At 65.2% G+C, this 23,602-nt stretch carries 18 protein-coding genes and 2 pseudogenes; 15 read left to right on the plus strand and 5 right to left on the minus strand.

Features of this window, described 5'->3' with window-relative positions; translation table 11 throughout:
• The first annotated feature begins 3 nt into the window (after positions 1–3).
• The 10 genes and pseudogenes from OG874_RS34640 (at position 4) to OG874_RS34685 (ending at position 12,134) form a co-directional block, all read left to right on the plus strand.
• Entirely contained in the window at positions 4–1,695 is a 1,692-nt protein-coding gene (locus OG874_RS34640) for an ABC transporter family substrate-binding protein (RefSeq protein ID WP_330251264.1), read from the plus strand.
• The gene (locus OG874_RS34645) at positions 1,692–3,377 is read left to right on the plus strand and encodes an ABC transporter family substrate-binding protein (protein ID WP_330251265.1); all 1,686 of its coding nucleotides are present in this window, start codon (positions 1,692–1,694) and stop codon (positions 3,375–3,377) included. The genes OG874_RS34640 and OG874_RS34645 overlap by 4 nt, the downstream gene beginning before the upstream one ends.
• Positions 3,374–5,047 carry an ABC transporter family substrate-binding protein gene (locus tag OG874_RS34650; RefSeq protein ID WP_330251266.1) on the plus strand — a complete coding sequence of 558 codons (1,674 nt, stop codon included), beginning with the start codon at positions 3,374–3,376 and terminating at the stop codon, positions 5,045–5,047. Before OG874_RS34645 ends, OG874_RS34650 begins: the two co-directional genes overlap by 4 nt.
• Before the next feature lie 434 nt (positions 5,048–5,481).
• Positions 5,482–5,922, plus strand: a pseudogene (locus OG874_RS44955) (hypothetical protein); the annotation flags it as partial.
• A 71-nt stretch (positions 5,923–5,993) separates the two neighbouring features.
• Positions 5,994–6,407, plus strand: a pseudogene (locus OG874_RS34660) (alpha/beta fold hydrolase).
• 39 nt (positions 6,408–6,446) lie between these two features.
• Positions 6,447–7,169: a FadR/GntR family transcriptional regulator gene (locus OG874_RS34665; RefSeq protein WP_330251268.1), complete on the plus strand. Its 723-nt coding sequence runs from the start codon at positions 6,447–6,449 to the stop codon at positions 7,167–7,169.
• A gap of 113 nt (positions 7,170–7,282) precedes the next feature.
• Complete coding sequence (locus OG874_RS34670) at positions 7,283–7,987, plus strand: sterol desaturase family protein (protein WP_330251269.1); 705 nt, start codon at positions 7,283–7,285, stop codon at positions 7,985–7,987.
• 303 nt (positions 7,988–8,290) lie between these two features.
• Entirely contained in the window at positions 8,291–9,193 is a 903-nt protein-coding gene (locus OG874_RS34675; RefSeq protein ID WP_330251270.1) for a hypothetical protein, read from the plus strand.
• A 34-nt stretch (positions 9,194–9,227) separates the two neighbouring features.
• Positions 9,228–11,507, plus strand: coding sequence for a heavy metal translocating P-type ATPase (locus tag OG874_RS34680; RefSeq protein WP_330251271.1), 2,280 nt, complete (start codon positions 9,228–9,230; stop codon positions 11,505–11,507).
• A 396-nt stretch (positions 11,508–11,903) separates the two neighbouring features.
• Positions 11,904–12,134 (plus strand): hypothetical protein, encoded by a 231-nt coding sequence (locus tag OG874_RS34685; RefSeq protein WP_330251272.1) that lies wholly within the window; start codon positions 11,904–11,906, stop codon positions 12,132–12,134.
• Positions 12,135–12,249: 115 nt separating this feature from the next.
• Here OG874_RS34685 and OG874_RS34690 read toward each other — a convergent pair whose 3' ends face one another.
• On the minus strand, positions 12,250–12,735 hold the full coding sequence (locus tag OG874_RS34690) for a carboxymuconolactone decarboxylase family protein (protein WP_330251273.1): 486 nt from the start codon (positions 12,733–12,735) through the stop codon (positions 12,250–12,252).
• 171 nt (positions 12,736–12,906) lie between these two features.
• On the opposite strand from OG874_RS34690, the gene OG874_RS34695 reads away from it, so the two are divergent.
• Both OG874_RS34695 and OG874_RS34700 read left to right on the plus strand, forming a co-directional pair.
• On the plus strand, positions 12,907–13,797 hold the full coding sequence (locus OG874_RS34695; protein WP_330251274.1) for an RNA polymerase sigma-70 factor: 891 nt from the start codon (positions 12,907–12,909) through the stop codon (positions 13,795–13,797).
• A 410-nt stretch (positions 13,798–14,207) separates the two neighbouring features.
• Positions 14,208–15,245 (plus strand): alpha/beta hydrolase, encoded by a 1,038-nt coding sequence (locus OG874_RS34700; protein ID WP_330251275.1) that lies wholly within the window; start codon positions 14,208–14,210, stop codon positions 15,243–15,245.
• Positions 15,246–15,462: 217 nt separating this feature from the next.
• Here the strand turns inward: OG874_RS34700 and OG874_RS34705 are convergent, their stop codons facing one another.
• Both OG874_RS34705 and OG874_RS34710 read right to left on the minus strand, forming a co-directional pair.
• The gene (locus OG874_RS34705) at positions 15,463–18,288 is read right to left on the minus strand and encodes an aminotransferase class I/II-fold pyridoxal phosphate-dependent enzyme (protein WP_330251276.1); all 2,826 of its coding nucleotides are present in this window, start codon (positions 18,286–18,288) and stop codon (positions 15,463–15,465) included.
• A 406-nt stretch (positions 18,289–18,694) separates the two neighbouring features.
• Positions 18,695–19,486 (minus strand): GTP-binding protein, encoded by a 792-nt coding sequence (locus OG874_RS34710; RefSeq protein WP_330251277.1) that lies wholly within the window; start codon positions 19,484–19,486, stop codon positions 18,695–18,697.
• Between the two features lie 157 nt (positions 19,487–19,643).
• Between OG874_RS34710 and OG874_RS34715 the strand changes: the two genes are divergently transcribed.
• Positions 19,644–20,066 carry a Zn-ribbon domain-containing OB-fold protein gene (locus OG874_RS34715; protein WP_442943460.1) on the plus strand — a complete coding sequence of 141 codons (423 nt, stop codon included), beginning with the start codon at positions 19,644–19,646 and terminating at the stop codon, positions 20,064–20,066.
• Complete coding sequence (locus tag OG874_RS34720; RefSeq protein WP_330251279.1) at positions 20,059–21,261, plus strand: lipid-transfer protein; 1,203 nt, start codon at positions 20,059–20,061, stop codon at positions 21,259–21,261. Before OG874_RS34715 ends, OG874_RS34720 begins: the two co-directional genes overlap by 8 nt.
• 238 nt (positions 21,262–21,499) lie before the next feature.
• On the opposite strand, the gene OG874_RS34725 is transcribed toward OG874_RS34720, so the two are convergent.
• The gene (locus tag OG874_RS34725; RefSeq protein WP_327094627.1) at positions 21,500–21,898 is read right to left on the minus strand and encodes a PPOX class F420-dependent oxidoreductase; all 399 of its coding nucleotides are present in this window, start codon (positions 21,896–21,898) and stop codon (positions 21,500–21,502) included.
• A 345-nt stretch (positions 21,899–22,243) separates the two neighbouring features.
• Between OG874_RS34725 and OG874_RS34730 the strand changes: the two genes are divergently transcribed.
• The gene (locus tag OG874_RS34730; protein ID WP_330251280.1) at positions 22,244–22,447 is read left to right on the plus strand and encodes a hypothetical protein; all 204 of its coding nucleotides are present in this window, start codon (positions 22,244–22,246) and stop codon (positions 22,445–22,447) included.
• Positions 22,448–22,544: 97 nt separating this feature from the next.
• Here the strand turns inward: OG874_RS34730 and OG874_RS34735 are convergent, their stop codons facing one another.
• Complete coding sequence (locus tag OG874_RS34735; protein ID WP_330251281.1) at positions 22,545–23,438, minus strand: helix-turn-helix transcriptional regulator; 894 nt, start codon at positions 23,436–23,438, stop codon at positions 22,545–22,547.
• Positions 23,439–23,602 lie beyond the last annotated feature (164 nt).

Consider the following 23,602-nt stretch of genomic DNA (forward strand, 5'->3'; position numbering starts at 1 on the left):
GCGATGGGATCGAGCCCAACTCGGGGAACCCGAAGTCGAGTCATGTGGGCGGCACCGGTTGTCGCGCTGAGCCTGATCGCGGCGGGTTGTGGTGCGGGCGGCGATTCGACGGCGGGGCTGTCGGACACGCTGGGCACGACCAACGACATCAACCCGAAGAGCGTCGACGAACTGCGCGATGGCGGGAATCTGCGGCTGGCGACCACGACGTACCCGGCGAACTGGAACACGCTGTCCAACGACGGCAATGACGGTGAAATCGCCGATATCGAGCGATCGATGATGCCGCGCGCTTTCGATACCGATGCCGCGGGCGAATTGTCGATCAATAAGGACTATTTCACCGATATCGCGCTGACCAGCACCAACCCACAGCAGGTCACCTACACGATCAACCCGAAAGCTGTCTGGTCCGACGGCAATCCGATCACCTGGGAAGACATGAAGTCCGAGGCCGACGCGCTCAGCGGCAAGGACAAGCGCTTCCTGATCGCCATCACCAATGGTTTCGAATTCGTGGACAAGGTGGAGCGCGGCGTCGACGACCGCCAGGCCATCCTGACCTTCAGCCATCCCTACGCCGAGTGGCGCGGCCAGTTCGCAGGCAACGCTGCACTGTTCCCGAAATCCGTGACCGCCGACCCGGATTCGTTCAACAACAGCCTGGCCAACGCGATGGGGCCGAGCGCGGGACCGTTCCAGGTCGTCTCGACCGACCGTGCACAGGGTCGAATCGTGCTGGGCCACAATCCGAAATGGTGGGGTAACAAGCCCAAGCTCGACACCATCACCTACAGCGTGCTCGATCACTCCGCGTGGACGACGGCGCTGCAGAACAACGAGCTCGACCTGATACAGCTCACCACGGTCGACGACGTTCAGACAGTGCGCAATACCGGGGGCCTGGTGGTACGCCGCGCGCCGGGTAATCGCTGGCGCCACATCACCTTCAATGGGGCGCCGGGGTCCATCCTGTCGGATCCGAAGGTGCGAGTGGCCGTCTCGAAGGCCATCGATCGGCAGGCGATCGTCACCGCGATCCAGAACGGACTCGTCGAGAATCCGAAGCCGCTGAACAATCACATCTTCCTGCAGGGGCAGGCCGGCTACCAGGACAACAGCCTGGGCTTCGACCCCGAGGCCGCCGCGCGCGAACTCGACGCGGCGGGGTGGAAACTCAATGGCGACGTCCGGGAGAAGGACGGGCGCAAACTCGTCATCCGCGATGTCATGTACAACGATCCGACCTGGGTGCAGATCGCCCAGATCATCCAGCAGAACCTCGCGAAGATCGGTGTGGGGCTGACCATCGATACCAAGCCGGGCGCCGGATACTTCACCGACGTCATCCAGCCGGGCGACTTCGACGCCGCCCAGTTCATCTGGTCCGGTGACGCATTCGCATTCAGCAGTATTCGTCAGGCGTACTACTACGACCCGAACGACCTGCAGGGCAATTACGCCCGCGTCGGTTCACCGGAACTCAATGCGCTGATCGACCGCACCCTCTCGGAACTGGATCCGAAAAAGGCGCTCGAGCTGGCCAACGAGGTGGATCGACAGGTCTTCGAGGAGGGTCACTCACTGCCACTGATGCAGAGCGACGGCAGCTTCGGCGTGCGTGCCGAACTCGCCAATGTCGGTTCCCCCGGCCTCGCGTCCTACGACTACACCAAGATCGGATTCGTGAAATGACCACAGCACGCATCGCCCGGCAGCGCCGGGTCGGAATTCGGATCGCGGCGCCGGCCGTCGCCATCGCGCTGATCCTGTCGGGGTGTGGGTCGGGCGATGACGTGACGGCGGGGTCCAGCACGATCGGCACCTCCAACGACATCAACCCGAAGGACGCGAGTGAGCTGCGTGACGGCGGGAATCTGCGCCTGGCGCTGACGAATTTCCCGGCGACCTTCAACGCATCACATGTCGACTCGGATGCTGAGGTCGCCGATCTGGTCGGGTGGACGCTGCCGAGTTCGGTCAAATCGGATGCGGCGGGCGACATCACCACCGACACCAACTACTTCACCGAGATCAAACTCACCAATACGAACCCCCAGACGATCGTCTACACGATCAATCCCAAGGCCGCCTGGACTGATGGGACGCCGATTACCTGGGAGGACCTGAAATCCCAGGCCGATGCGCTCAGCGGGCGCAATCCCGCCTTCCAGGTAGCCGCGACCCAGGGCTACGCCCAGATCGGCACGATCGAACGCGGTATCGACGACCGGCAGGCGATCATCACCATGGCCCAGCACTACGCGGAATGGCAGGGCCTGTTCAGCACGGTATATCCGAAGGCGTCGACCGCGACCCCGCAGGCCTTCGACGATGTCGACCGCAATGGGCTCGCGGTATCCGCGGGTCCGTTCATGATCACCTCGATCGACAAGGCACAGCAGCGAATCGTGCTGAGCCGCAATCCGAAGTGGTGGGGGGACACCCCGAAGCTGGATACCGTCACCTACAGCGTGCTCGACTACTCCGCCCGGCTGAACGCGCTGCAGAACAGTGAACTGGATTCGGCGACGGTATCCGGCATCGACGAGGTCAAGACCGCCTCGAACGCGCCGGGTATCAAGGTGCGGCGCGCACCGGCGGCGCGGTTCTCGCACTTCACCTTCAACGGCGCACCCGGCTCGATCCTCGCGGATCCCAAACTGCGCGTCGCCATTTCGAAGGGGATCGACCGGCAGGCCATCGCGACCTCGGCCCAGCAGGGCGTCGTCGTCGACCCCAAACCGCTCAACAACCACATCTTCATGTCGGGTCAGAAGGGCTACCAGGACAACGCGGCCTCAGTGGCCTACAACCCCGAACTGGCCGCCAAGGAACTCGACGATCTCGGGTGGAAGCTCAACGGTGACGTCCGCGAAAAGGACGGCCGCAAGCTGGAAATCCGCGATGTGATGTACCAACAGGAGAGCTGGGTGCAGATGGCCCAGATCGCGCAGCAGAACCTGGCCAAGATCGGCGTCAAGCTGGTCATCCAGACCTATCCGGGCAATGGCCTTTTCACCGATGTGGTCGACCCGGGCAACTTCGATATGGTCCAGTTCACCTGGAGCGGTGGCATTCTCCCGCTCGGCGCGCTGCCGCAGATCTACGCCTATGACCCGGCGAACACGCTGAGCAACAAGGGCAAGATCGGTTCGCCCGAATTGAACAAGCTGATCGAGCAGACCATTGCCGAACTGGATCCCGATAAGGCCATCGAGCTGGCGAACCAGTGCGACAAGATGATCTTCGACGAGGGCTTCTCGCTGCCCATCGTGCAGTCCGCAGGCACCGTCGCGGTGCGCGACGGGCTGGCCAACTACGGCGCGTTCGGCCTGGCCTCGGCGGATTACACCAAGATCGGATTCGTGAAATGAGATCGAAAGTTCGCATCAGGTGCGCCATTCCGGTCGTCGCGCTCGGCTTGATCGTGACCGGTTGTTCGGATAACAGCGTGACTCCCGGCACGGTCGATATCGGCAGCACCAATGACATCAACCCGAGGGATCGCAGCGAACTGCGCGACGGCGGCAATCTGCGACTGGCCATCACCAACTTCCCGGAGAACTTCAACTATCTGCATATCGACGGCACGACCGACACCACGGCCTCGGTGATCAATCCGACGATGCCGTCCCCCTGGGTGAGCAATGCCGCGGGAGAACTCACCGTTGATCACAACTACTTCACCGATATCAAGCTGACGAATACCAGCCCCCAGCAGGTCACCTACACGATCAACCCGCAGGCCGTATGGTCCGACGGCAGCCCGATCACCTGGGCAGACCTGCAATCCGAGGCGGCCGCGCTGAGCACCAGGGACCCTGGCTTCCTCATCTCCTCACCCAGCGGGTTCGACCGGGTAGAGAAGGTCGAACGGGGCGTGGATGATCGGCAGGCGATCGTCACCTTCAACAAGCCGTATGCCGAATGGCAGAGTCAATTCAGTCCGCTGTATCCGAAGTCTGTCACCGCCACCCCGGATACGTTCAGCAACGCCGATCACGACACCCTTCCGGTCAGCTCGGGTCCGTTCATGGTCACCGGCATCGATCGCGCGCAGAACCGGATCACGCTGGGCCGCAATCCGAAATGGTGGGGCGATGCCCCGAAACTGGACACGATCACACTCAGCGTGCTCGACGATTCCGCGGTGCTGCCCGGGATCCAGAACAACGAGATCGACTACGCCTATATGTCCGGCATCGAGAATGTGACCGGCGCGAAGAACTCGAAGAATGTGGTGCTGCGGCGCACGCCCGAGCCCAGTTGGTCGCATCTGACCTTCAATGGCGGTAAGGGCGCCCTGCTCGAGGATCCGCAACTGCGCATTGCCATTTCGAAGGCGATCGACCGGCAGGCCCTGGTGAGCGCCGCCCAGAACGGTGTCGTCGACAATCCGACGCCGCTGAACAACCACATCTATATGAAGGGCCAGAAGGGCTACCAGGACAATTCGTCGCCCATCGCATTCGACCCGGATGAGGCGGCGCGGATGCTCGACGCGCTCGGGTGGAAGCTCAATGGCGATGTCCGCGAAAAGGATGGCCGCAAGCTGGAACTGCGCGATGTGATGTACCAGCAGGAAGCCTGGGTGCAGACCGCGCAGATCGTGCAGCAGAACCTGGCGAAGGTCGGGGTGAAGCTGACCATCCAAACCGTGCCGGGCCAAGGGTTGTTCAAGGACGTGATCGATCCGGGCAACTTCGATATCGCCCAGTTCAGCTGGGGTGGCAGTGTGCTCCCGCTGGGGGCGCTGCCCCAGATCTACGCCTATGACCCGAACAACCCGAACAGTCAGTTGAGCAACAAGGCTCGGATCGGTTCACCGGAACTGAATGCGCTGATCGAAGAGACCATTGCCGAACTGGATCCGGCAAAGGCCATCGAGCTGGCGAACAAATGCGATCAGATGATCTTCGCCGAAGGCTATTCGATCCCTCTGCAACAGGCCTCGGGCACTTACGCCGTGCGCGATAACCTCGCCAACTACGGCGCGTTCGGCCTCGCCTCCCCCGACTACACCAAAGTCGGCTTCCTGAAGTGAAATTCGGACCGGGCCAGCCTCTGGCCTACCCGATCGGCGTGACGATCGGCGCCCTGGCCGTATGCCTGGCCTGGGCGCCGTTCGCCTACTTGGACCAGCTCGCGGCCTTGGCGACGGTGGGGTTGGCCATCCTGGGCTACACGGGTTTTCAGCTCGCCATAGCACTGGGGCTTGTGTCGAATGGATTGGCGGACATCTACTCGCGCCGGGCGGACGGCACGAATGCGGCGCGCGGCGGCGCGGGCAAGGACCCGAACATTAGCGACGCAGACACCAGGAGCAGCGACGACGGAAGCAGCACCCCCGACGCAGCCACCGGCGGCGACATCGAAACCAGCGGCACCGACGCCGGCAGCAGCGCTGAGGCAGGCACGGGGAGCATCGGCGGGCGGAGCACCTCCCATAGCGACGAGGCGCGCACCGTCGAGATCAAGCGGCTGCGGCAACAGCACCGGCTGGTCAGCCGCTCCTGGCTCGAGATCACCGAGAACTACCGAACACGCTGGCTGCCAGTGTTTTTCGATCCGGCACTAGTCGAGCTGACCGAGACCGAAGCCAAGGTGACCGGCCGATCCGTCGATACCACCACCATCCACTTCTATCCCTCCGGTAGGGCCCGCGCCGCCGAACCGCCGGGCCGCCTGATCGACAATCCGTCCCGACTGGACCCCGACGCCCCGGTCCTCGCCACCGACTCGGCTCGGCTGCGCCGCCGCCTGCTCCTCGACGCCCAATCCACCGTCGCCGCCCCCTTCGTGGCCCTGATGTGGGTCTATGTGGCCGCGGGCGGTTTCGTCGCCTTCCTCGCCGCCACCTCCGTCGCCGCCGCCACTGCCATCTGGCTGGCCGCCATCCGCGGCTCTGATCCCAGCTGATCTCGCGGTCCGCAACTCCGCCCGGGTTTGCTCGGCGGGCATGCTCCATCCACACCCAGGGCCCAGCCGTCGTGTTGCTGCACGGTTGGCCCGAAACGTGTTGGGCCTGGAGCAAGATCGCGCCCGATCTCGCCAAGGACCATACGGTGATCGCCATCGACTTGCGCGGCTTCGGCGACTCCGGGTTCGCCGGAACCGACGACGGCGGCTACACCGCACCGGTCGTAGCCAGCGATGTGCATGCCGTGGCACAGCAGCTCAACCTTGGGTAGTTCGACCTGATCGGCCACGACTGGGGTGGCGCGATCGCCCTGGGCTACGCCGCCCGGTACCGCTCCGACCTGAAACATCTGGTCGTCCTGGAGGCGCCGCCGACGACCGACTACCTGAATCTCGTCCAGTCCAGGCCCGGCGTGCTGTGGTGGGACTGGTTCGCCAACGGCCCCAAGGGTGACCTCGCCGAACAGCTGATCCAACTGGTCTGACCACTTGACCTCCTGACCTTTGTGGCGCACAGTGCGGGTATGGCGTTGCAACCTGTGGTCAAGCGGTCGGTGTCGGCGGATGTGTTCGAGCAGATCGCGGCGGATGTGCTCAGTGGGGAGTTGGCGCCCGGGGCGACACTGCCCAGTGAGCGGCAGCTGGCCGAGGCGCTGGGGGTTTCGCGGCCTGCGGTGCGGGAGGCGCTGCAGCGGCTGGCGGCGGCCGGGCTGGTCGCGGTGCGGCAGGGGGATGCGACGACAGTGCTGGACTATCGGCGGGGAGCCGGGCTGGAGGTTTTGCCTCGGTTACTAGTGCAGGCGGGTCAGCTGGATCCGAAAGTGGCGCGCAGCATTTTGGAGGCGCGGCTGCACAACGGGCCCAAGGTGGCTGAACTCGCGGCGAACCGGCTCGGGAAAACCGACTCCGCCACGGTGCGCGCCGCATTGGCGCACACGGTCGAAGCGCTTGCCGCCGAACAGGATCCGATCGCACAGCAGCGATACGCGATGGAGTTCTGGGATCACGTCGTCGACGCGGCCGACTCCATCGTCTTCCGGCTGATGTTCAACATGTTGCGCACCGCCTATGAACCCGCGCTCGCGGCACTGGCCCCGATCATGTCCGCCGAGGTGGGCAATGTCGAGGCCTATCGCGAATTGGCCGCCGCCATCGTGGCGGGTCGGCCGAAACAGGCCGCTACCACGGCCCGGGCGCTACTCGAACCGGCGACCACCGCCCTGATCGACGTATTGGGAGGGCACTGACCGCATTCATCGCCGACATTGCCATCCGGCGTCGGCAATCCGGATCACTCTCGGCGGTTCGGAACATCTTTCACTCGGTGCACCACGGCACCGGCAAGCTCCAAGGAAAGACCATGACGAAACCCCAGTCATCCAGCAAGGATTCGACCACCGCGAGCGTGCGTCAGGACGAACGGCCCCTGCGTCGCGGCCTCACGCTCGGCGCCGCGTTCCGCGAATTCATTCGGCACCCCTCGCCCTGGCTGATCGGCGGCACCCTGCTCGCGGCCCTCATCGCCCGAATCATCGTGGGCGACTGGCAACTGACCGATGCCCTGGTGCCCGCGGTAATGCTCGCGTTCTTCCCGGTTTTCGAGTGGATCGTGCACGTCACGGTGCTGCACTGGCGGCCGAGACAGCTCGGCTCGATTCCGATCGATAGCGAACTGGCCCGCAAACACCGTGAGCACCATGTGGATCCGCGCAATATCCCGCTGATCTTCATCCCGACCAAGACGCTCTCGGTTCTGGTCGTCGTCCTGATCGCGCTCGCCACGCTGGCGTTTCCCCGCCTCGGTCTCGGCCTGACCTTCCTGCTGATGATCACCCTCCTCGGCTTCGGCTACGAGTGGACCCACTACCTCATCCACACCGACTACAAGCCGAAACGCTCGCTCTACCGGGCGGTTTGGCGCAATCACCGCCACCACCACTACAAGAACGAGCACTACTGGTTCACGGTGACCACCTCCGGCACCGCCGACCGTATCCTCGGCACCTATCCCGATCCGGCGAACACGGAAACTTCCCCGACAGCCCGCCACCTGCACTCGGCCTGAAGGCGGCACGCCGGAAGCAGACCGCGTCCTCCCGGCCGCTGCCGCCCTAGCCGTCGTCCGGCCAGGCGGGATCGTTATCCACCATTCTCAGCTCGCCGCGAGCAGACCGCCCCGAATCCTGAGCACGACCCACACAGAGCCCGGCCCGATGATCATTCGATCGACGAGCCGGGCTCTCGGCGCATCCAGGGCTTTGGTTTATACCCTCACCGGGTACCGCTATCTTCTTGACTTTGTACCCTAGGGGGGTATGGTAAGAACGAATTCGACGGCAGCGGCCGTCACCCGGACAGGAGCATCCCGATGAACGCATCCAGCAAGTTCGCCGGATTCGCCCTCGGTCTCGCGGCGATCTTCGGGATCGCGCTCACCGTCGGCGCCACGATCGGACCGGAACCCAGTGCGCCGACGCATGATTCGAAGGCGCACGAGGCGATGGGCACGTCCAGCGAGGTCCCTGCGGGACTCATGGCCAGCGAGAACGGATACACCCTGCGCCTGGACACTCCGCAGACCGCAGCCGCGGCAAATGTCGCGGTGCGCTTGCGCATCCTGAACCGCGATGGCGCACCCGTCACCAACTACGTGCGCAGCCACGACAAGGACCTGCACCTCATTGTCGTCCGCCGGGATATGACCGCTTTCCAGCACGTGCATCCGGTGCTGGACCAGGCCGGAACCTGGAGTGTCCCGCTGGATCTCACTCGCGCCGGTGACTACCGGGTCTTCGCCGACTTCACCCCCGAAGGCGGCGAGAACCTGACCCTCGGCGCGGACCTGCGGGTCGCGGGCAACTACGATGCCCGCGCGCTGCCGGCGCCGTCGACTACCGCGCAGGTCGGCGACTACACCGTCACGCTGGACGGCACGGTCACTCCGGGGCAGGCGTCGAAGGTGGTGCTGTCGGTCAGCCGCAACGGCAAGCCGGTCACCGATCTGCAGCCTTACCTGGCGGCCTACGGTCACCTGGTGGCCTTGCGCGCCGCCGACCTCGCCTACCTGCACGTCCATCCGGAAGGCAGCCCCGGTGACGGGGTGACTCCGGCCGGCCCCGGCATCACCTTCTACGTCGACGCGCCGAGCGCCGGAGACTACCGGCTCTTCCTCGACTTCCAGCACGAAGGCGTGGTTCGCACCGCCGAATTCACCGTCTCGGTCGCCTCCGGAGCCACTGCGGCGACCCCCGCCGCAGGACACGGCCACTGATCCCTACCCTGAGTCGCACAGAACGGAGCACACGATGACCATCGCGACACAGCCGTCCACCGGACAGGTCGAATTGGTGATCGGTGGCATGACCTGCGCGTCCTGCGCCAATCGCATCGAAAAGAAGCTGAACAGGCTCGACGGCGTCACCGCCACCGTCAACTACGCGACGGAGAAGGCGCGGGTCGAGGTCAGCGGGGACATCTCACCGGAGCAGCTGATCGCCACCGTCGAACAGGCCGGTTATACCGCCGAGCTGCCCGCGACCGCGGTGCCTGCGGAAACCACTGCGAGCGACCCGGATCCGACGGCATCGCTGCGGACCCGACTGCTGGTCTCGCTGGTGCTGACGGTGCCGGTCATCGCGATGGCGATGGTGCCTGCGCTGCAGTTCACCAACTGGCAGTGGCTGTCGTTGACACTGGCCGCGCCGGTCGTGGTGTGGGGCGCACTGCCCTTCCACAAGGCGGCGTGGACCAACCTGCGTCACGGCACCACCACCATGGACACCCTGGTGTCGATGGGCACCCTAGCGGCGCTTGGCTGGTCGCTGTACGCGCTGTTCTGGGGCACCGCCGGGACGCCGGGCATGAAGCACCCATTCGAGTTCACCATCTCGCGAATGGACGGCACCGGCAGCATCTACCTGGAGGCAGCGGCCGGCGTAACCACGTTCATCCTGGCCGGACGCTTCTTCGAGGCGCGCTCCAAACGACGGGCGGGTGCGGCATTGCGGGCGCTGCTGGAGCTCGGCGCCAAAGAGGTTTCGGTGCTGCGCGACGCACAGGGACGACAGCCGATGGACTGGGCCGGCGCCGTCGAGCAGCGAATCCCGGTCGAGCAGCTGGCCGTTGGTGACCGGTTCGTGGTGCGGCCGGGCGAGAAGATCGCCACCGACGGTGTGGTCGTCGAGGGTTCCTCGGCCGTCGACGCCTCGATGCTCACCGGTGAATCGGTGCCGGTCGAGGTCGGTCCCGAGGATGCGGTGGTCGGCGCGACGGTCAATGTCGGCGGGCGGATCGTGGTGCGCGCCGGCCGAATCGGTTCCGATACCCAGCTCGCCCAGATGGCGAAGCTGGTCGAGGACGCACAGACCGGCAAGGCGCAGGCACAGCGGCTGGCCGACAAGATCTCCGGCATCTTCGTCCCCATCGTGATCGCGCTGTCGGTCGCGACACTCGGATTCTGGCTCGGCACCGGCGGTTCCATCGCGGCGGCCTTTACTGCCGCAGTCGCGGTGCTGATCATCGCCTGCCCATGCGCCCTCGGTCTTGCCACGCCGACCGCGTTGATGGTGGGCACCGGTCGCGGTGCGCAGCTCGGCATTCTGATCAAGGGGCCCGAGGTGCTGGAGTCGACGCGACGCGTGGACACCGTGGTGCTCGATAAGACCGGCACCGTCACCACCGGCAAGATGACGCTGCTGGATGTCATTGCCGCCGCCGGCGAGGACACCGGCGAGGTGCTGGCGCTGGCCGGGGCGCTGGAGGATTCGTCGGAGCACCCGATCGCCCAGGCGATCGCCAAGGGTGCGCGCGAGAAGTTCGGCGAGCCGGCCCGTGTCGAGGACTTCGCCAATATCGAGGGTCTCGGCGTTCAAGGTGTGGTGGACGGCCACGCGGTAATCGTGGGCCGCGCCCGGCTGCTCGCCGACTGGTCCCAGCACCTGGACGCCGATCTGGAGCGGGCGATGCGGGCGGCCGAGGCCGAGGGCAAGACCGCCGTCGCGGTCGGCTGGGACGGTCGGGCACGCGGCGCGCTCGTGGTCGCCGATGCGGTGAAACCCACCTCCGCCGAAGCGATCTCGCAGCTGAGGGCGCTCGGACTCACCCCGATCATGCTGACCGGCGACAATACCGCCGCCGCGAAAGCCATCGCGGCACAGGTGGGCATCGACGAAGTGATCGCGGAGGTACTGCCCGCCGACAAGGTCGACACCGTCGAGCGACTGCAGGCCGAGGGCAAGGTGGTCGCGATGGTCGGCGACGGCGTCAACGACGCCGCGGCCCTGGCCCGAGCCGATCTCGGCCTGGCAATGGGCACTGGCGCCGATGTCGCCATCGAGGCCAGCGACCTGACCCTGGTCCGCGGCGACCTGCGTGCGGCCGCCGACGCGATCCGCCTGTCCCGCAGGACCTTGGGCACCATCAAGGGCAACCTGTTCTGGGCCTTCGCCTATAACGTGGCCGCGATCCCGCTGGCCATGGCCGGTCTGCTGAACCCGATGCTCGCCGGTGCCGCGATGGCCTTCTCCTCGGTCTTCGTGGTCAGCAACAGCCTGCGCCTACGCGGCTTCCGCTCCACCGCTCAGTAGCAGCAATCGCAAATCGGGCGGGACGGCAGCAACGCCGTCCCGCCCGACTCGTGCACGATTGCTTCACTGCAGGACGTTGCTGTTCCCCAGTGCCATTGCTGCGCTTCCAGTGGCCCAGGTGGCGACGGCGCTACCCGTCGCAGCCAAGATAGAGAGCAGAATCATCGGGTCCATCTTTCGTAAGGAAAACTACTGGCAGCCCGAAAACTACTGCCGCCCAGATTCTTCCGCAATCAGCGGGCGAATACTCTCGGGAACCTCTCGTCACATTGCCAGCCATTTCCCAGCGAGGATTCGTGCGGTCTCGTCGTCGAGTTCACCGCTGGCGGAAAGTCCGTCCCTAGAGTCCTGGATAGGCTGCGGTTTGTAATCAACCCAAAAGCGAAAGGCAGCAATATGATCCGGAAGGTTCTGCTGGCGGTCACCGCTGGCGTCCTGATCAGCGCACCCGCGACAGCGTCGGCCGATGTCGCGGTGCACGATGTCGTCGCCGATAAGCCTGCCACCGCGCAGGAGGTGGCGATCAGCACCGGATCGGGGGTAGCCGACACCATCATCAATGGATTGATAGCCGTGATCTTCGGCCCGAATGATCCATCGACGTGCAAGTTCCCCTACTGCTTCTGAGGATGTGCCGCTGAGGCACTTCATACGGACCGAGGTTGCTCCGCCCGTGCGCCGGCCATCGGCGAGCCCGCCCCGGTTCGAATGATCCTGGACCGGGTCAGGACTCGTGCGCCGATCAGTTGAGCACGGCGTCGAACATGCCGGGCTCGTAGGCGCCCCCCTGCTGGCGCACGATCACGCCGAGCCGGTTGGCCGCGTTGATCTGGGCGACCAGCGCGACCAATGCGGCGATCTGATCGTCGTCGTAATGCTTGCGCACTTCGGCCCAGGTCTCGTCGGACACGCCGTGGTGGGCGTCGGCGAGCCGGGTGCCCTCCTCGGCGAGCGCCAGCGCGGCCCGCTCGGCCTCGGTGAACACGGTGGACTCGCGCCAGGCGGCCACCAGGTTGATGCGCACCCAGGTCTCCCCGGCTTGCGCGAGGTCCTTGCTGTGCACATCGGTGCACCAACCGCAGCCGTTGATCTGACTGACGCGCAGCATCATCAGGTCCTGGGTAGCCTTCGGCAGAGTCGACTGGATGATCAGCAGGCTGGCATTGCCGAACCGCTTGGCGAACTTAGCGCCGATCTCAGTGTCGACCAGGTTGAAACGGGGTTCCATGACTTCGTCCTCACTCGCGGTGTTGCTCTGAACGAACACAAGATGCCGACGACCCGACCCCTGTGACAGCGCGACTATGTGACCTATGCCACTGATCGCGGGTGTCACAAATCGGCGGGAACCGGCGTCTTGTGCCCGACACAGTCGAGAGCGAACAGACAGGAGCCACCCATGAGCGAGCGCATGGACTCCGCCACCGAGGCATTCGTCACCCACCGCAACCTGCTTTTCACCGTCGCCTACGAGATGCTCGGCTCGGCCGCCGACGCGGAGGACGTTCTGCAGGAGACCTGGCTGCGGTGGGTGGACGTCGATCTCGACACGGTGCGCGAGCAACGTGCCTACCTGGTCCGGATCACCACCCGCCAGGCGCTGACCCGGCTGCGCACCCTCGGCCGTCGCAAGGAGTCCTACGTCGGCCCCTGGCTACCCGAGCCGCTGCTGACCGCACCCGACGTGGCCGAAGACATAGAGCTGGCCGACAGCGTATCGATGGCGATGCTGCTGGTGCTCGAGACACTCGCGCCGACCGAACGGGCAGTCTTCGTACTGCGCGAGGTGTTCGGTCTGGAGTACGACGAGATCGCCGAAGCCGTCGACAAGACCCCCGCCGCGGTCCGCCAGATCGCACACCGGGCGCGCGCACACGTCGCCGCACGCCGACCGCGCGGGGTCGTTTCCCCCGCCGAAACCCGAGACGCGCTCGAGGCGTTCCAACGGGCCATCGAAACAGGCGATCTACAGGGCCTGCTCGACATGCTCGCACCGGACGTCGTCCTCCTGGGTGACGGCGGCGGCGTCAAACAAGCCGTGCTGCAACCCATCGTGGGCGCCGACCGAGTTGCTCGCTTGCTGTCGGTCGGCCTGCCCAAGCTCGTCGGCACGGCATCGGTCGAGCCGGTGCAGATCAATGGCTACCCAGCCCTGATCGTCCGGATCGACGGAGAAATCGACGATGTAGTAGCGGTGCGAACCGACAACGGGCTGATCACCGGCCTCTACATCGTCCGCAACCCCGAGAAGCTCTCCCGCGTCGAGCAGGAAACCGCCGTAACCCGCTGAGCATTGCGAGCACGTTCCTCGATGCGGGCGGCCCCGAGCACCTACGTGCCCTGCCGTTGCGACCGCAAGTGGTGACAGCCGGTCGTGGTCGCCGACCACCCCGTCACCTGGTAGCGCTCGAGTCCCGACCACCGGCCGTCGCCGCCGGCGAGCTCGGCGCAGTGTCGCGGGCACCGCGCGTACGTTGCCCTCATCCGATTTCGAGCTCTCCACTTTTGACCGGCTCACGTTTCAAATCATCTGAGAATCGATTAGGGTTGGCGAACACCCGTTCAGCGCCCCCCGAGGACTAGGGGCTTCCGGCGGCATCCGGCGTCCGATTCGATCTACCTGAGTAACGATTGCTCGCTTGGTGGATTACCGAGGGAGTTGAAGCGTTGCGCGAATGCGATATTCAGGAGAGACGCGGTATGCGATTCAGAGTTCTCGTTGCGGCGGCCGCCGCTGTGACGGTCGTCGGCACGGGGGTGGGCTACCTGGCGCCTGCGGCCTCGGCCGCACCGATCAACAGTGCGGCCAAGGCACCGGACGGGTCCTACATCGAGAGTGTGCAAACCCTCGGCGACCGCAAGCTGCAGCTGGAGGTGCACTCCACGGCCATGGATCGGACGTTCCCGGTCCTGGTGAATCTGCCCGCGGACAACTCGGTCCCGCGCCCGACGCTGTATCTGGTCAACGGGGGCGGCGGTGGCGTCGACGGTAACGCCTCATGGGACCAGAAGACCGACGCCAAGGAATTCCTCGGCGACAAGAACATCAATGTCGTCGAGCTGATCGGCGGCCGGTGGAGCTACTACGCCGACTGGCGCGCGCCCGATCCGGTGCTCGGCACCAACAAATGGCAGACCTTCTACACCGAGGAACTGCCACCGATCATCGATGCGGCGCTCGGCACCAACGGCAAGAACTCGATCGCGGGCTACTCGATGGCAGGGACATCGGTCCTGATGCTGGCGATCACCAAGCCCGGCCTGTTCCAGAATGTCGCCGCCTACAGCGGCTGTGCGCAGACCAGCGATCCGATCGGACAGAAGTTCGTGCAGACCACGGTCGAAACGTGGGGCGCCGGTGACTCACTCAACATGTGGGGACCCGCCGACAACCCGCTCTGGAAAACGAACGATCCGGTCCTGCACGCGGACAAACTGCGCGGAACGAACATCTGGGTTTCGGCGGGCGGCGGTCTGCCCGGCGAACACGATGCTCCCGGCAACCCGTACATCATGGGCGACGACAAGTACAACCCGATCAGTGTGGCCAACCACGTCGTCGTTGGCGGCATCATCGAGGCGGCGATGAGCCTCTGCTCGCACAACCTCCAGAACCGGTTGAACCAGTTGGGAATTCCGGCGACGTTCGACCTGCCCCCCACCGGCACCCACACCTGGGGCTATTGGCAGGACAACCTCAAGCAATCGTGGCCGGTGCTGTCCAAAGATCTCTACTGACCGACCTCGCCCGGCAGTGACCACCAACCCATGCGACGGTAGTCACTGCCGGCCGACCTGCGTTCGACAACCTCAGGGACCAGGTCATCAAGAACGGGGTCGGTGTCGTCATCGGCGTCATTGTGGGCGGTTTCATCGGCGCCCTCCTGGGCTTCGGGATCCTGTCCCTGATCACCGCGCCCATTGGTTGGGTGGTCGGCGGATACCTTCAGGGCGGTCAGGAATTCCTCGACGTGGGTGAATCGTTACCGCCGCTACGGCGAGTGACGGTGGCTGGTGCTGGTGTCGGCGCACCGCCAGCCGCCGTGGCACTTGCGTGCCGAGCCGCGGCCAGCCGCGCGAGCGCGGCCTCGGTGAAGATCGACAACCCGAGGTCGGGGTTGTATCCGTGAATTTCCTTGACATCGAGCTCGGCCAGGAAATACAGGATCTCCGTCGAGATCACCTGGCCCGGGACCAGCACTGGGAAGCCGGGCGGGTAGGGGACGACGAAGGTGGCGGACACCAGGGTCTTTCCCTTGGCGAGCCGTCGTCCGGCGTCGCCGAGCAGGACGTGTTCGCGGTCGGACTCCTCATATCCGGCGTAGAAGGCCGATCGCATGTCGCCGAACGAGCTGGCGCCGTCGGGACGAAACGTGCTGTCGAACTCGCTGAAGTCGGGCAGCGCTGGCAGGTACTTGGTGATCTCGTCAATCCGGCGCTGTTGCAGGGCGCGATCGGCCGTACCGGCCGCGTTCTGGCTGCGCTCGAAGTCGGTAGCCACCCGACGCAGCACGTCGAGTAGGTAGTGCACGCTCGACCAGGTGACGCCGATCGTGAAGATCAACAGCACACTGTTGATCGAGGTCTTGTTGATCTGGATGCCGAACCGGTCCATGAGGATCTTCTCGCGGAACTCGTACCCGTTCATGCCGGTATTGCCGATGAACAGGGTCACCCGTGTCGGGTCGAGCACGAACTGATCGGAGCGCCACGCCTCGTTCCACTGTGCCAAGCCACCCTGCCTGACCTGCCGGTACGAGCTGACTGCAGAGTGCCGGAACTCGTCGGGCACCAGGTCGGCCTCGTCGAGGATGCGGAACCACTTGCCGATCAGCCGGTCTTTGCGGACGCGGTGACGGAAGACCAGCGCCATGTCGTAGACGTGCCGGACCAGCTGGAATCCTTCGATGTCGACCTGCCGACGCGCCAAATCCAACGACGCCAGCAGTTGCTGGTTCGGCGACGTCGAGGTGTGGGTCAAAAACGCTTCATCGAATGCCTCGCGGATGAGAGCTTTGAAATCCTGGTCGCGGACATGGATCATCGACGCCTGCCGGAGTGCCGACAGCGACTTGTGGGTGGAATGCGTCGCGTACACGCGCACCCGCGCGCGCCCGGGGTCGGGAAGCAGCCGGTGGTTGGTCCACTCGGCACGGTCGACTCCCTGCATCGACGCACGCCACTCGCGGTACTCCTCGGCATACCCGGGCGAGGACAACATCGATTCGAGTTGCTCGGCGGCAACCATCGCGGTCCGCTGCCGGGCCCACGGCACCGCGGTTGCGAACGCGTACCACGCCTCGTCCCATAGGAAGCAAATGTCCGGCTTGATCGCCAGGACCTCCGCCATCACCCGCCGGGGGTTGTAGACGATGCCGTCGAAAGTGCAGTTGGTGAGCAGCAGCATGCGTACTCGGTCCAGTTGTCCGGCCGCCTCGAGGTCCAGCAGCGCCTTCTTGATGGTGTGCAGGGACACGGCTCCGTAGATCGCGAACGGCTCGAGCGGGTAGGCGTCCAGGTACATCGGGTACGCCCCGGCTAGCACCAGGCCGTAGTGGTGCGACTTGTGGCAATTGCGGTCGATCAGAACGATGTCGCCCGGCCGGGTCAGGGCCTGCACGACAATCTTGTTCGCGGTGGATGTTCCGTTGGTGACGAAGTACGTCTGATCGGCACACCACGTTTCGGCGGCTTTGTCCATCGCCGCCCTGATCGTGCCATGGGGGTCCAGCAGTGAGTCCAGCCCGCCGGAGGTGGACGACGTCTCGGCCATGAAGATGTTGCGGCCGTAGAACTCGCCCATGTCCTGCAGCGACTTGGAGTTGAAGATGCTGGCGCCACGCGCGACGGGAAGGGCGTGGAATTGGCCGACCGGCGCGGCCGCATAGGCACGCAGGGCGTCGAAAAACGGTGTGGCGAACCGGCTCCGGACGCCGGCGAGCACCGTGCTGTACAGGTCGGTGACATCGTTGAGCCGATAGAACGTGCGATCGTAGACGTCCGGCTCGTCCTCGGTCTCCGTGGCGATCGACTCGTCGGTGAGCAGATACAGGTCGATATGAGGCCGCAACTCCCTGATCCACTCACCACATTCAACCCAGTCGTGGGCGCGGTCGGTCACGACCACGTCGTCGTTGGCGCCGAGCAACGTGGTCATCAACGGCACCCGGTCGCGCGAACGAAGCGGCAGGTCATGCCGGATGATCGCCGCTTGAATCTCGCCGTTCAACGCGACGGCGGTGATGGCGTCCTCGATGCTCGCCACGACAAGCAGCTCGAACTGCACATCGTCGGACGGGTCGCGAAGCGCCCGTAGGCTCTGCGCCAGGCTCTCGGGAGCCTCGGGCGGGGAATCGTCGCCGAGCAGGACGGTGTAGAACTGCTGCTGTTTAGCCCGCGCCACCAGTTCCTGATCGGCCAACGGCGCGCATGTGTCGAACACAGCTGTGCGGTCGCCGTACTCGGAGAGCAGGCGCACGGCCAGCGACACCTCCTCGGTGAGCCTCGCCGTGGCAAGATCGGCGATATATCCGCGAAACGTCGCCAGTCTCGCCGCGCCTGGATACAGCCAGTACCGCTCGTAGGTGCCGAGACGATCGAGGAGGCGTCGCACCCGGGCGATGTTGTGGGTGGTGTCCAGCCCGGCACGATTGACATCGGCGAGCTGCCGGCACGCGTCGTCGAGCAGATTCCACGTATCGATTCGCGAGTACGACGGGTTCGCTACCGCCGCCAGCGCGGAAACACAAAGCCCTTTCGGGCGCTCTCCGTCTCGATGCATGTCGTCAGTCCGCCTCCAATCAGTGCAGGCGAGGTGATCTGCCGACCACGACAGATCACCCTGGAACATTCATCCCTACATATTGTGTCCCGCCGTCGAGCAAATTCCTAGCTGCCGAGTGCGGTCGACCGCGACGAACTGATCGACTCCGCGGCTACGTCAGCGACACCCTCGATGACCTGGGACAAGATCGCGGGCCTCGGCTACAGACCCATCCAAGACTTCGAAGAGAGTTCGGCGAAGACGGTGTGCTGGTACCGCGACCATCCCGACCAAACCTTTCACGACCAGGAGGTAAGCGACGTTGTCACAGCGGCGCTCGCGGTGGTCGGCGCGGTCGGGTTGTGCTGTGTGCAGGGCTTCGTTCGCGGCAACACGACAGGTCCGAGTGTGGTCCCAGCGTCCGTCAATAGTCGAGGGCATGTTCCGGTTGACAGACGTGCATCGGAGACGGCAGATACCGGACGATGGCGTCCAGAAGCGGGGCGATGTCGTCACTCCATGGCGCCGCATCACACAGAACGGGCACCGCGTCGCCGATGCGCGTGAGGCAGCGGATGCGCTCGTGCAAGTGTTCGGGTGGGATCTCTCGCAGGCCGAGGATGGCGTCCGAATCTGCCGGGTCCTGTTCCATCACCGTGGCCACGAGGTCGCGGTACCACTGCTCGGCGACTTTCCAATGGCTGCCGTAGAATTCGACGGCCATCCGTTCGAGCGCCCACATCGGGACCAGATCGATGACACCTTCGAACTCGGTGCCGATGCCGATAGGAATCTGCAGCGTCAACGGCACCGCCCCGCGCGTCTCGGCGATCGTGCGGACGCGGCGGTCGAAGTCGGCGGCGGGATGACCGAGTCCGGTCACCAGACACAGCCGTGCGACCTGGTGGTCGTCGGCAAGCCGCAGTATCGTCTCGAGTCGCGGCGTGCTCTTCACGGCAGCGTTCACGACCGCGATCACCCCGTCGGCTACCCGGATGGACCGCTCCAAGTCCGCGATGGGCGCGTGGCTCGACAGCTCGGCGATATGGATAGTGTGATCGACGCGGCTCGTCACCCAATGGACCGTGGCCGCCGTGCCGGACCCGGTCCTGGCGAAACGGCGGAACAGGCGGTGGACGACTCGCGTCGTCTCGTCGGGGTCTCCGATGATCGTGACGTTGCGGATCGACTGCGGGTCAATGGCTTTGGTGCCCATCGGTGTTGTGGTACTCCAAGTCGATTCGAGGGTCTCGTCGCGTCCTCAATCCGCACTCACCGTACCTCCGCGCGTACATCGCCGGAGCAGATTTCAGCCCCAAAATAGAACATGTTCCTATAACGTCGGATTTGTGCAGAAAGAACAACGCCCCGCGGTGGCAGACTGGTTCACTGCGGACGACGGCGCGGTACGTCTCGTGGGAAGTCGCTGCGATGTGTGCGGCACACCGTATTTCCCGCGGAACACGCTGGCCTGTCGCAACCCGCAGTGTGCAAGTCCGAAGGACGGCTCCGAGCTGGTCGAGTACCTGTTCTCCACGCGTGGCCGGATCTGGTCATACGCGGATGCCCGGTACAAGCCGCCCCCGCCCTATATCTCACCCGATCCGTTCGAGCCGTATGTCGTCGCGGCGGTGGAGCTCGAGGTCGAGCAGATGGTGATTCTCGGGCAGGTCCAGCGCGGCCTCACGGTGGACGACCTGGCCGTCGGCATGCCGGTCGAACTGACCCTCGGCGTGCTGTACGAGGACGAGGAAGCGGAGCACACGGTGTGGATGTGGAGGCCGGTCGATGCCTGACACGAATGATCGCGACATTGCCGTCCTCGGTGCGGGCATGCACCAGTGGGGCAAGTGGGGGCGCAATTTCGTCGAATACGGGCTGGTCGCGGCGCGCGCGGCGCTGGCCGATGCCGGGGTGGACCACCTCGACGTCGGCTACATCGCCGGTGCGGACACGATCCGCAACGGATACCCCGGTTTCGTCTCCGGTGCGACATTCGCCCAGGCGTTGGGCTGGTCGGGTGCGCGGATCTCGAGCAGCTACGCCGCCTGCGCCTCCGGTGCGCAGGCCATCGCCAATGCGCGTGCCCAGATCCTGGCCGGATTGACCGATGTAGCGCTGGTGATCGGCGCGGATGCCGCACCGAAGGGCTTCTTCCAGCCGGTCGGCGGTGAACGCCGCGACGATCCGGACTGGTTGCGCTTCCACCTGCTCGGTGCCACCAACCCCATCTATTTCGCGCTCTATGCCCGCCGCCGGATGGCGCTGCACGGCGCCACGCTCGACGATTTCGCCGCGGTCAAGGTGAAGAACGCGAAGCACGGCCTGAACAACCCGTACGCCCGCTACCGCAAGGAGGTTTCGGCCGAGGAGGTCGCGGCCTCAGCGATCGTCTCGGACCCACTGCGGCTGCTCGACATCTGCGCGACCAGTGACGGCGGTGCGGCACTGGTGCTGACGTCGATGGAGTACGCCCGCCGCCACGGCGTCACCGACCCGGTCCGTATCCGGGCGCTGTCGACGGTCACGCCGACGTTCCCGAAAACCGTCCTCGACCTGCCGGATTTCGCGACGGACTCCGCCGTAGCCGTCGAGCCCCCGCCGCACACGTTCCGTTCCGCCATCGCGCACGCCGCGTATGAGGAGGCCGGGCTCGGGCCCTCCGACCTGTCCTTCGCGGAGGTCTACGACCTCTCGACCGCTCTGGAGTTGGACTGGTACGAGGACATCGGGCTCTGCGACACGGGCGGCGCCGAGGACCTGCTGCGCAGCGGCGCAACGACTTTGGGTGGACGCGTGCCGGTGAACCCCAGCGGTGGGCTGGCCTGCTTCGGTGAGGCGATCCCCGCGCAGGCGATCGCTCAGATCTGCGAACTCACGTGGCAATTGCGCGGCCAGGCCGACAGCCGCCAAGTGGCGAACGCCCGTGCAGGCATCGCGGTGAATCAGGGCCTCTTCGGTCACGGCTCGGCAATCATCGCCACCCGCTGAGGCCGATCCACGCTGCGGAAACCCCGGGCCATGCCCGGGTTTTCGTATATCGACCGCGATGAAGCCGTGGTCGCTGGATGTTGACCGATGGTCCTGCTGAATCAGATCCCCAGTACCGTAGCGAAGGTCGGCGTAACCGATGTCGTGGTGCCCGGTCTCACTCGCTGACGCGGTCCATTCCGCTCACTACCGGACGGTCGGTGACGGCCTTTCTTGTGGGATCGCCCACGATGCCTGACTACTCGGCGCCGCGACTGGTGAAGTCGAAGGATCCGCTGTCGATGCCCCAGGAGATGACCCGTTCGGGGTGAATTCGGATGACCGCGCGTTCCTGGGGTTGGAACGGCGGCTCCTCGTCATCGAGCGCCTCGGCCGTGCCGCGTACCTCGATGCCGCGAATCACGTATGGCTCCAAGGAAACCTGTTGGTCGATGACGAACGACACCCGGCTGCCCGCCTCGACATTGCGGTACTTTCGACTGGCACGCATCCGCATGCCCCCGATGTCGATCGTGCCGTCGGCGTTCACCCGATAGCTGGTCGGGTTATTCTGCACAACGCCGTCGGGCGACACCGTGGCCAGCCGACCGATCCCGGCCTCCGCGAGGAACTGCTGTTCATTGATGGTGAAGGTCATGTCAGTTACTCCTCAGTGAATTCGATATCAGGTGTGCCCCCGGCGATCAGCCGGAAGTTGTTGGGTGCGGAAAGCGCAAGCTGTTGCCTGCCGCGTCCCGCACGTTGCGTCGGCGGTTCAGCGGGACCGCGACATCGCGGAGGATGGCTACCTCCTCCGATCTTGATGTCAGCTTCGCTGGTGACGAACTCGTACTGCGGCTGGCCGGCCTCGCCTACCTGCCCCTCCCTAAAGTCTAGCAGCGCTAGATACTGGAGCAACGGTAACATCCGTCCACTAGCTTGTCTAGCGTTGCTAGATTTCAGCTCGTTACCGCGGGATCGCGCTCGGATCAGCAAGCTGCACATGCCCGTTCCGGCCGAGCGGCCGCTGTCGCCCGGCAAGCCGGTCACCGAACGCTGGCAGATCTTCGGCCTGCTGGTTCCGCTGGTGGTGCCAGGGCTCATCGCGGTCCCGGTCCTCGTCGACCGGGGTTTCAGGCAGCCTGACCGCGTCGGGGTCGGCGCTCGATGGCGCCTGGCAACCCCCGCCTCGACGCCGGTGAGCTGACCTTCCGCCCATCACCGCCACTTACCGCTGCGAGCCACAGGCAGGTAACGCCCGAACCCGGCTGCGATGTCGCCTGGTGAGGGCTGGTCGGGTCAGGTCAGGTTTTCGGGGAACTCTGGGTCGGCGCCGGGTTCGAGGGTGCGGTCCAGCTGGCGAGTAGTTGGATCGCGTCGTGTTCGGAGGTGCCCGGTTGTGGGGTGAACACGGTCAGCACCTGGCCGCCGACGGCGTCGATGGTGAGGTTCTCATAGGGCAGGACGAGTTCGCCGAAGAGAGGATGCCGGAAGGCTTTGGTGCCCGCTCTGTGGGTTTTGACGTCGTTGGCGGCCCAGCGGGTCCGGAATGTCCGGCTGTGGGTGGATAGGGTTCCGATGAGGGCGATCAGTTGCGGGTCGTCGGGGTGTCGGCCGGCTTCGGTGCGCAGGATGGACACGGTGTCATCGGCTATGCGTTCCCATTCGGGGAACAGTGCCCGGGCGGCGTGTTCGTCGAGGAATATGAATCGTGCTGTGTTCTGCGGGTTTTCGACGTCGAGCATGCTCGCGTAGAGGGCTCGTCCGAGGTCGTTGACGGCGAGGACATCGAGGCGGCTGTTGAATACCACGGCCGGTAGGTGGTCGATCGAGTCCAACAGGACTCGGATCCCGGGGCTGACGGTGTCTTTGACCGGGGGTTTGCGGTGTTTGCGGGCTTCGGGGGTCAGTGCCGCGAGTAGCCGGTCGAGGTGGGCACGTTCGTCGTCGTCGAGTCGCAGCACCGTGGCGACGGCATCCACGACCCCGGGTGAGGGGCCGGTGGCTTTGCCGCGTTCGAGGCGAATGTAGTACTGCGGGCTGACACCTGCCAGCAGCGCGACCTCCTCGCGGCGCAGACCTTTCACGCGACGTCGGGTACCGGTCTCAGGGAGGCCGACATCGGCAGGAGAGACTCGGTCGCGGCGGGTGCTGAGAAACTCGCGGACCGCGGTGCGCGCTGCCTCCTTCTCGTCCATGGTTACGAGCGTAGATGCAGGCAGGACCCCTGAAGGGTCACCGTGAGTAACCCTCTCGCCAGGCTCTGTCTCGACCGCGGGCCACGGTGTTGGCTGGAGTCCAGGGAAACACCGACAGGCTTGTACTCCGGTGGGGCACCCCGGCCTCCCTGACTATCTCTCAC

The sequence above is a fragment of the Nocardia sp. NBC_00565 genome (genome assembly GCF_036345915.1).
Classification (GTDB): Bacteria; Actinomycetota; Actinomycetes; order Mycobacteriales; family Mycobacteriaceae; genus Nocardia.

Bases quoted from the DNA above. Each gene is read 5' to 3' on its own strand.
- OG874_RS34685 (WP_330251272.1), top strand. From the start codon at position 11,904: ATGATCCGGAAGGTTCTGCTGGCGGTCACCGCTGGCGTCCTGATCAGC.
- OG874_RS34670 (WP_330251269.1), top strand. From the start codon at position 7,283: ATGACGAAACCCCAGTCATCCAGCAAGGATTCGACCACCGCGAGCGTG.
- OG874_RS34665 (WP_330251268.1), top strand. From the start codon at position 6,447: ATGGCGTTGCAACCTGTGGTCAAGCGGTCGGTGTCGGCGGATGTGTTC.
- OG874_RS34640 (WP_330251264.1), top strand. From the start codon at position 4: ATGGGATCGAGCCCAACTCGGGGAACCCGAAGTCGAGTCATGTGGGCG.
- OG874_RS34650 (WP_330251266.1), top strand. From the start codon at position 3,374: ATGAGATCGAAAGTTCGCATCAGGTGCGCCATTCCGGTCGTCGCGCTC.
- OG874_RS34725 (WP_327094627.1), bottom strand. From the start codon at position 21,898: ATGACCTTCACCATCAATGAACAGCAGTTCCTCGCGGAGGCCGGGATC.
- OG874_RS34675 (WP_330251270.1), top strand. From the start codon at position 8,291: ATGAACGCATCCAGCAAGTTCGCCGGATTCGCCCTCGGTCTCGCGGCG.
- OG874_RS34710 (WP_330251277.1), bottom strand. From the start codon at position 19,486: ATGGGCACCAAAGCCATTGACCCGCAGTCGATCCGCAACGTCACGATC.
- OG874_RS34730 (WP_330251280.1), top strand. From the start codon at position 22,244: ATGCCCGTTCCGGCCGAGCGGCCGCTGTCGCCCGGCAAGCCGGTCACC.
- OG874_RS34695 (WP_330251274.1), top strand. From the start codon at position 12,907: ATGAGCGAGCGCATGGACTCCGCCACCGAGGCATTCGTCACCCACCGC.
- OG874_RS34700 (WP_330251275.1), top strand. From the start codon at position 14,208: ATGCGATTCAGAGTTCTCGTTGCGGCGGCCGCCGCTGTGACGGTCGTC.
- OG874_RS34680 (WP_330251271.1), top strand. From the start codon at position 9,228: ATGACCATCGCGACACAGCCGTCCACCGGACAGGTCGAATTGGTGATC.
- OG874_RS34690 (WP_330251273.1), bottom strand. From the start codon at position 12,735: ATGGAACCCCGTTTCAACCTGGTCGACACTGAGATCGGCGCTAAGTTC.
- OG874_RS34645 (WP_330251265.1), top strand. From the start codon at position 1,692: ATGACCACAGCACGCATCGCCCGGCAGCGCCGGGTCGGAATTCGGATC.
- OG874_RS34720 (WP_330251279.1), top strand. From the start codon at position 20,059: ATGCCTGACACGAATGATCGCGACATTGCCGTCCTCGGTGCGGGCATG.
- OG874_RS34735 (WP_330251281.1), bottom strand. From the start codon at position 23,438: ATGGACGAGAAGGAGGCAGCGCGCACCGCGGTCCGCGAGTTTCTCAGC.
- OG874_RS34705 (WP_330251276.1), bottom strand. From the start codon at position 18,288: ATGCATCGAGACGGAGAGCGCCCGAAAGGGCTTTGTGTTTCCGCGCTG.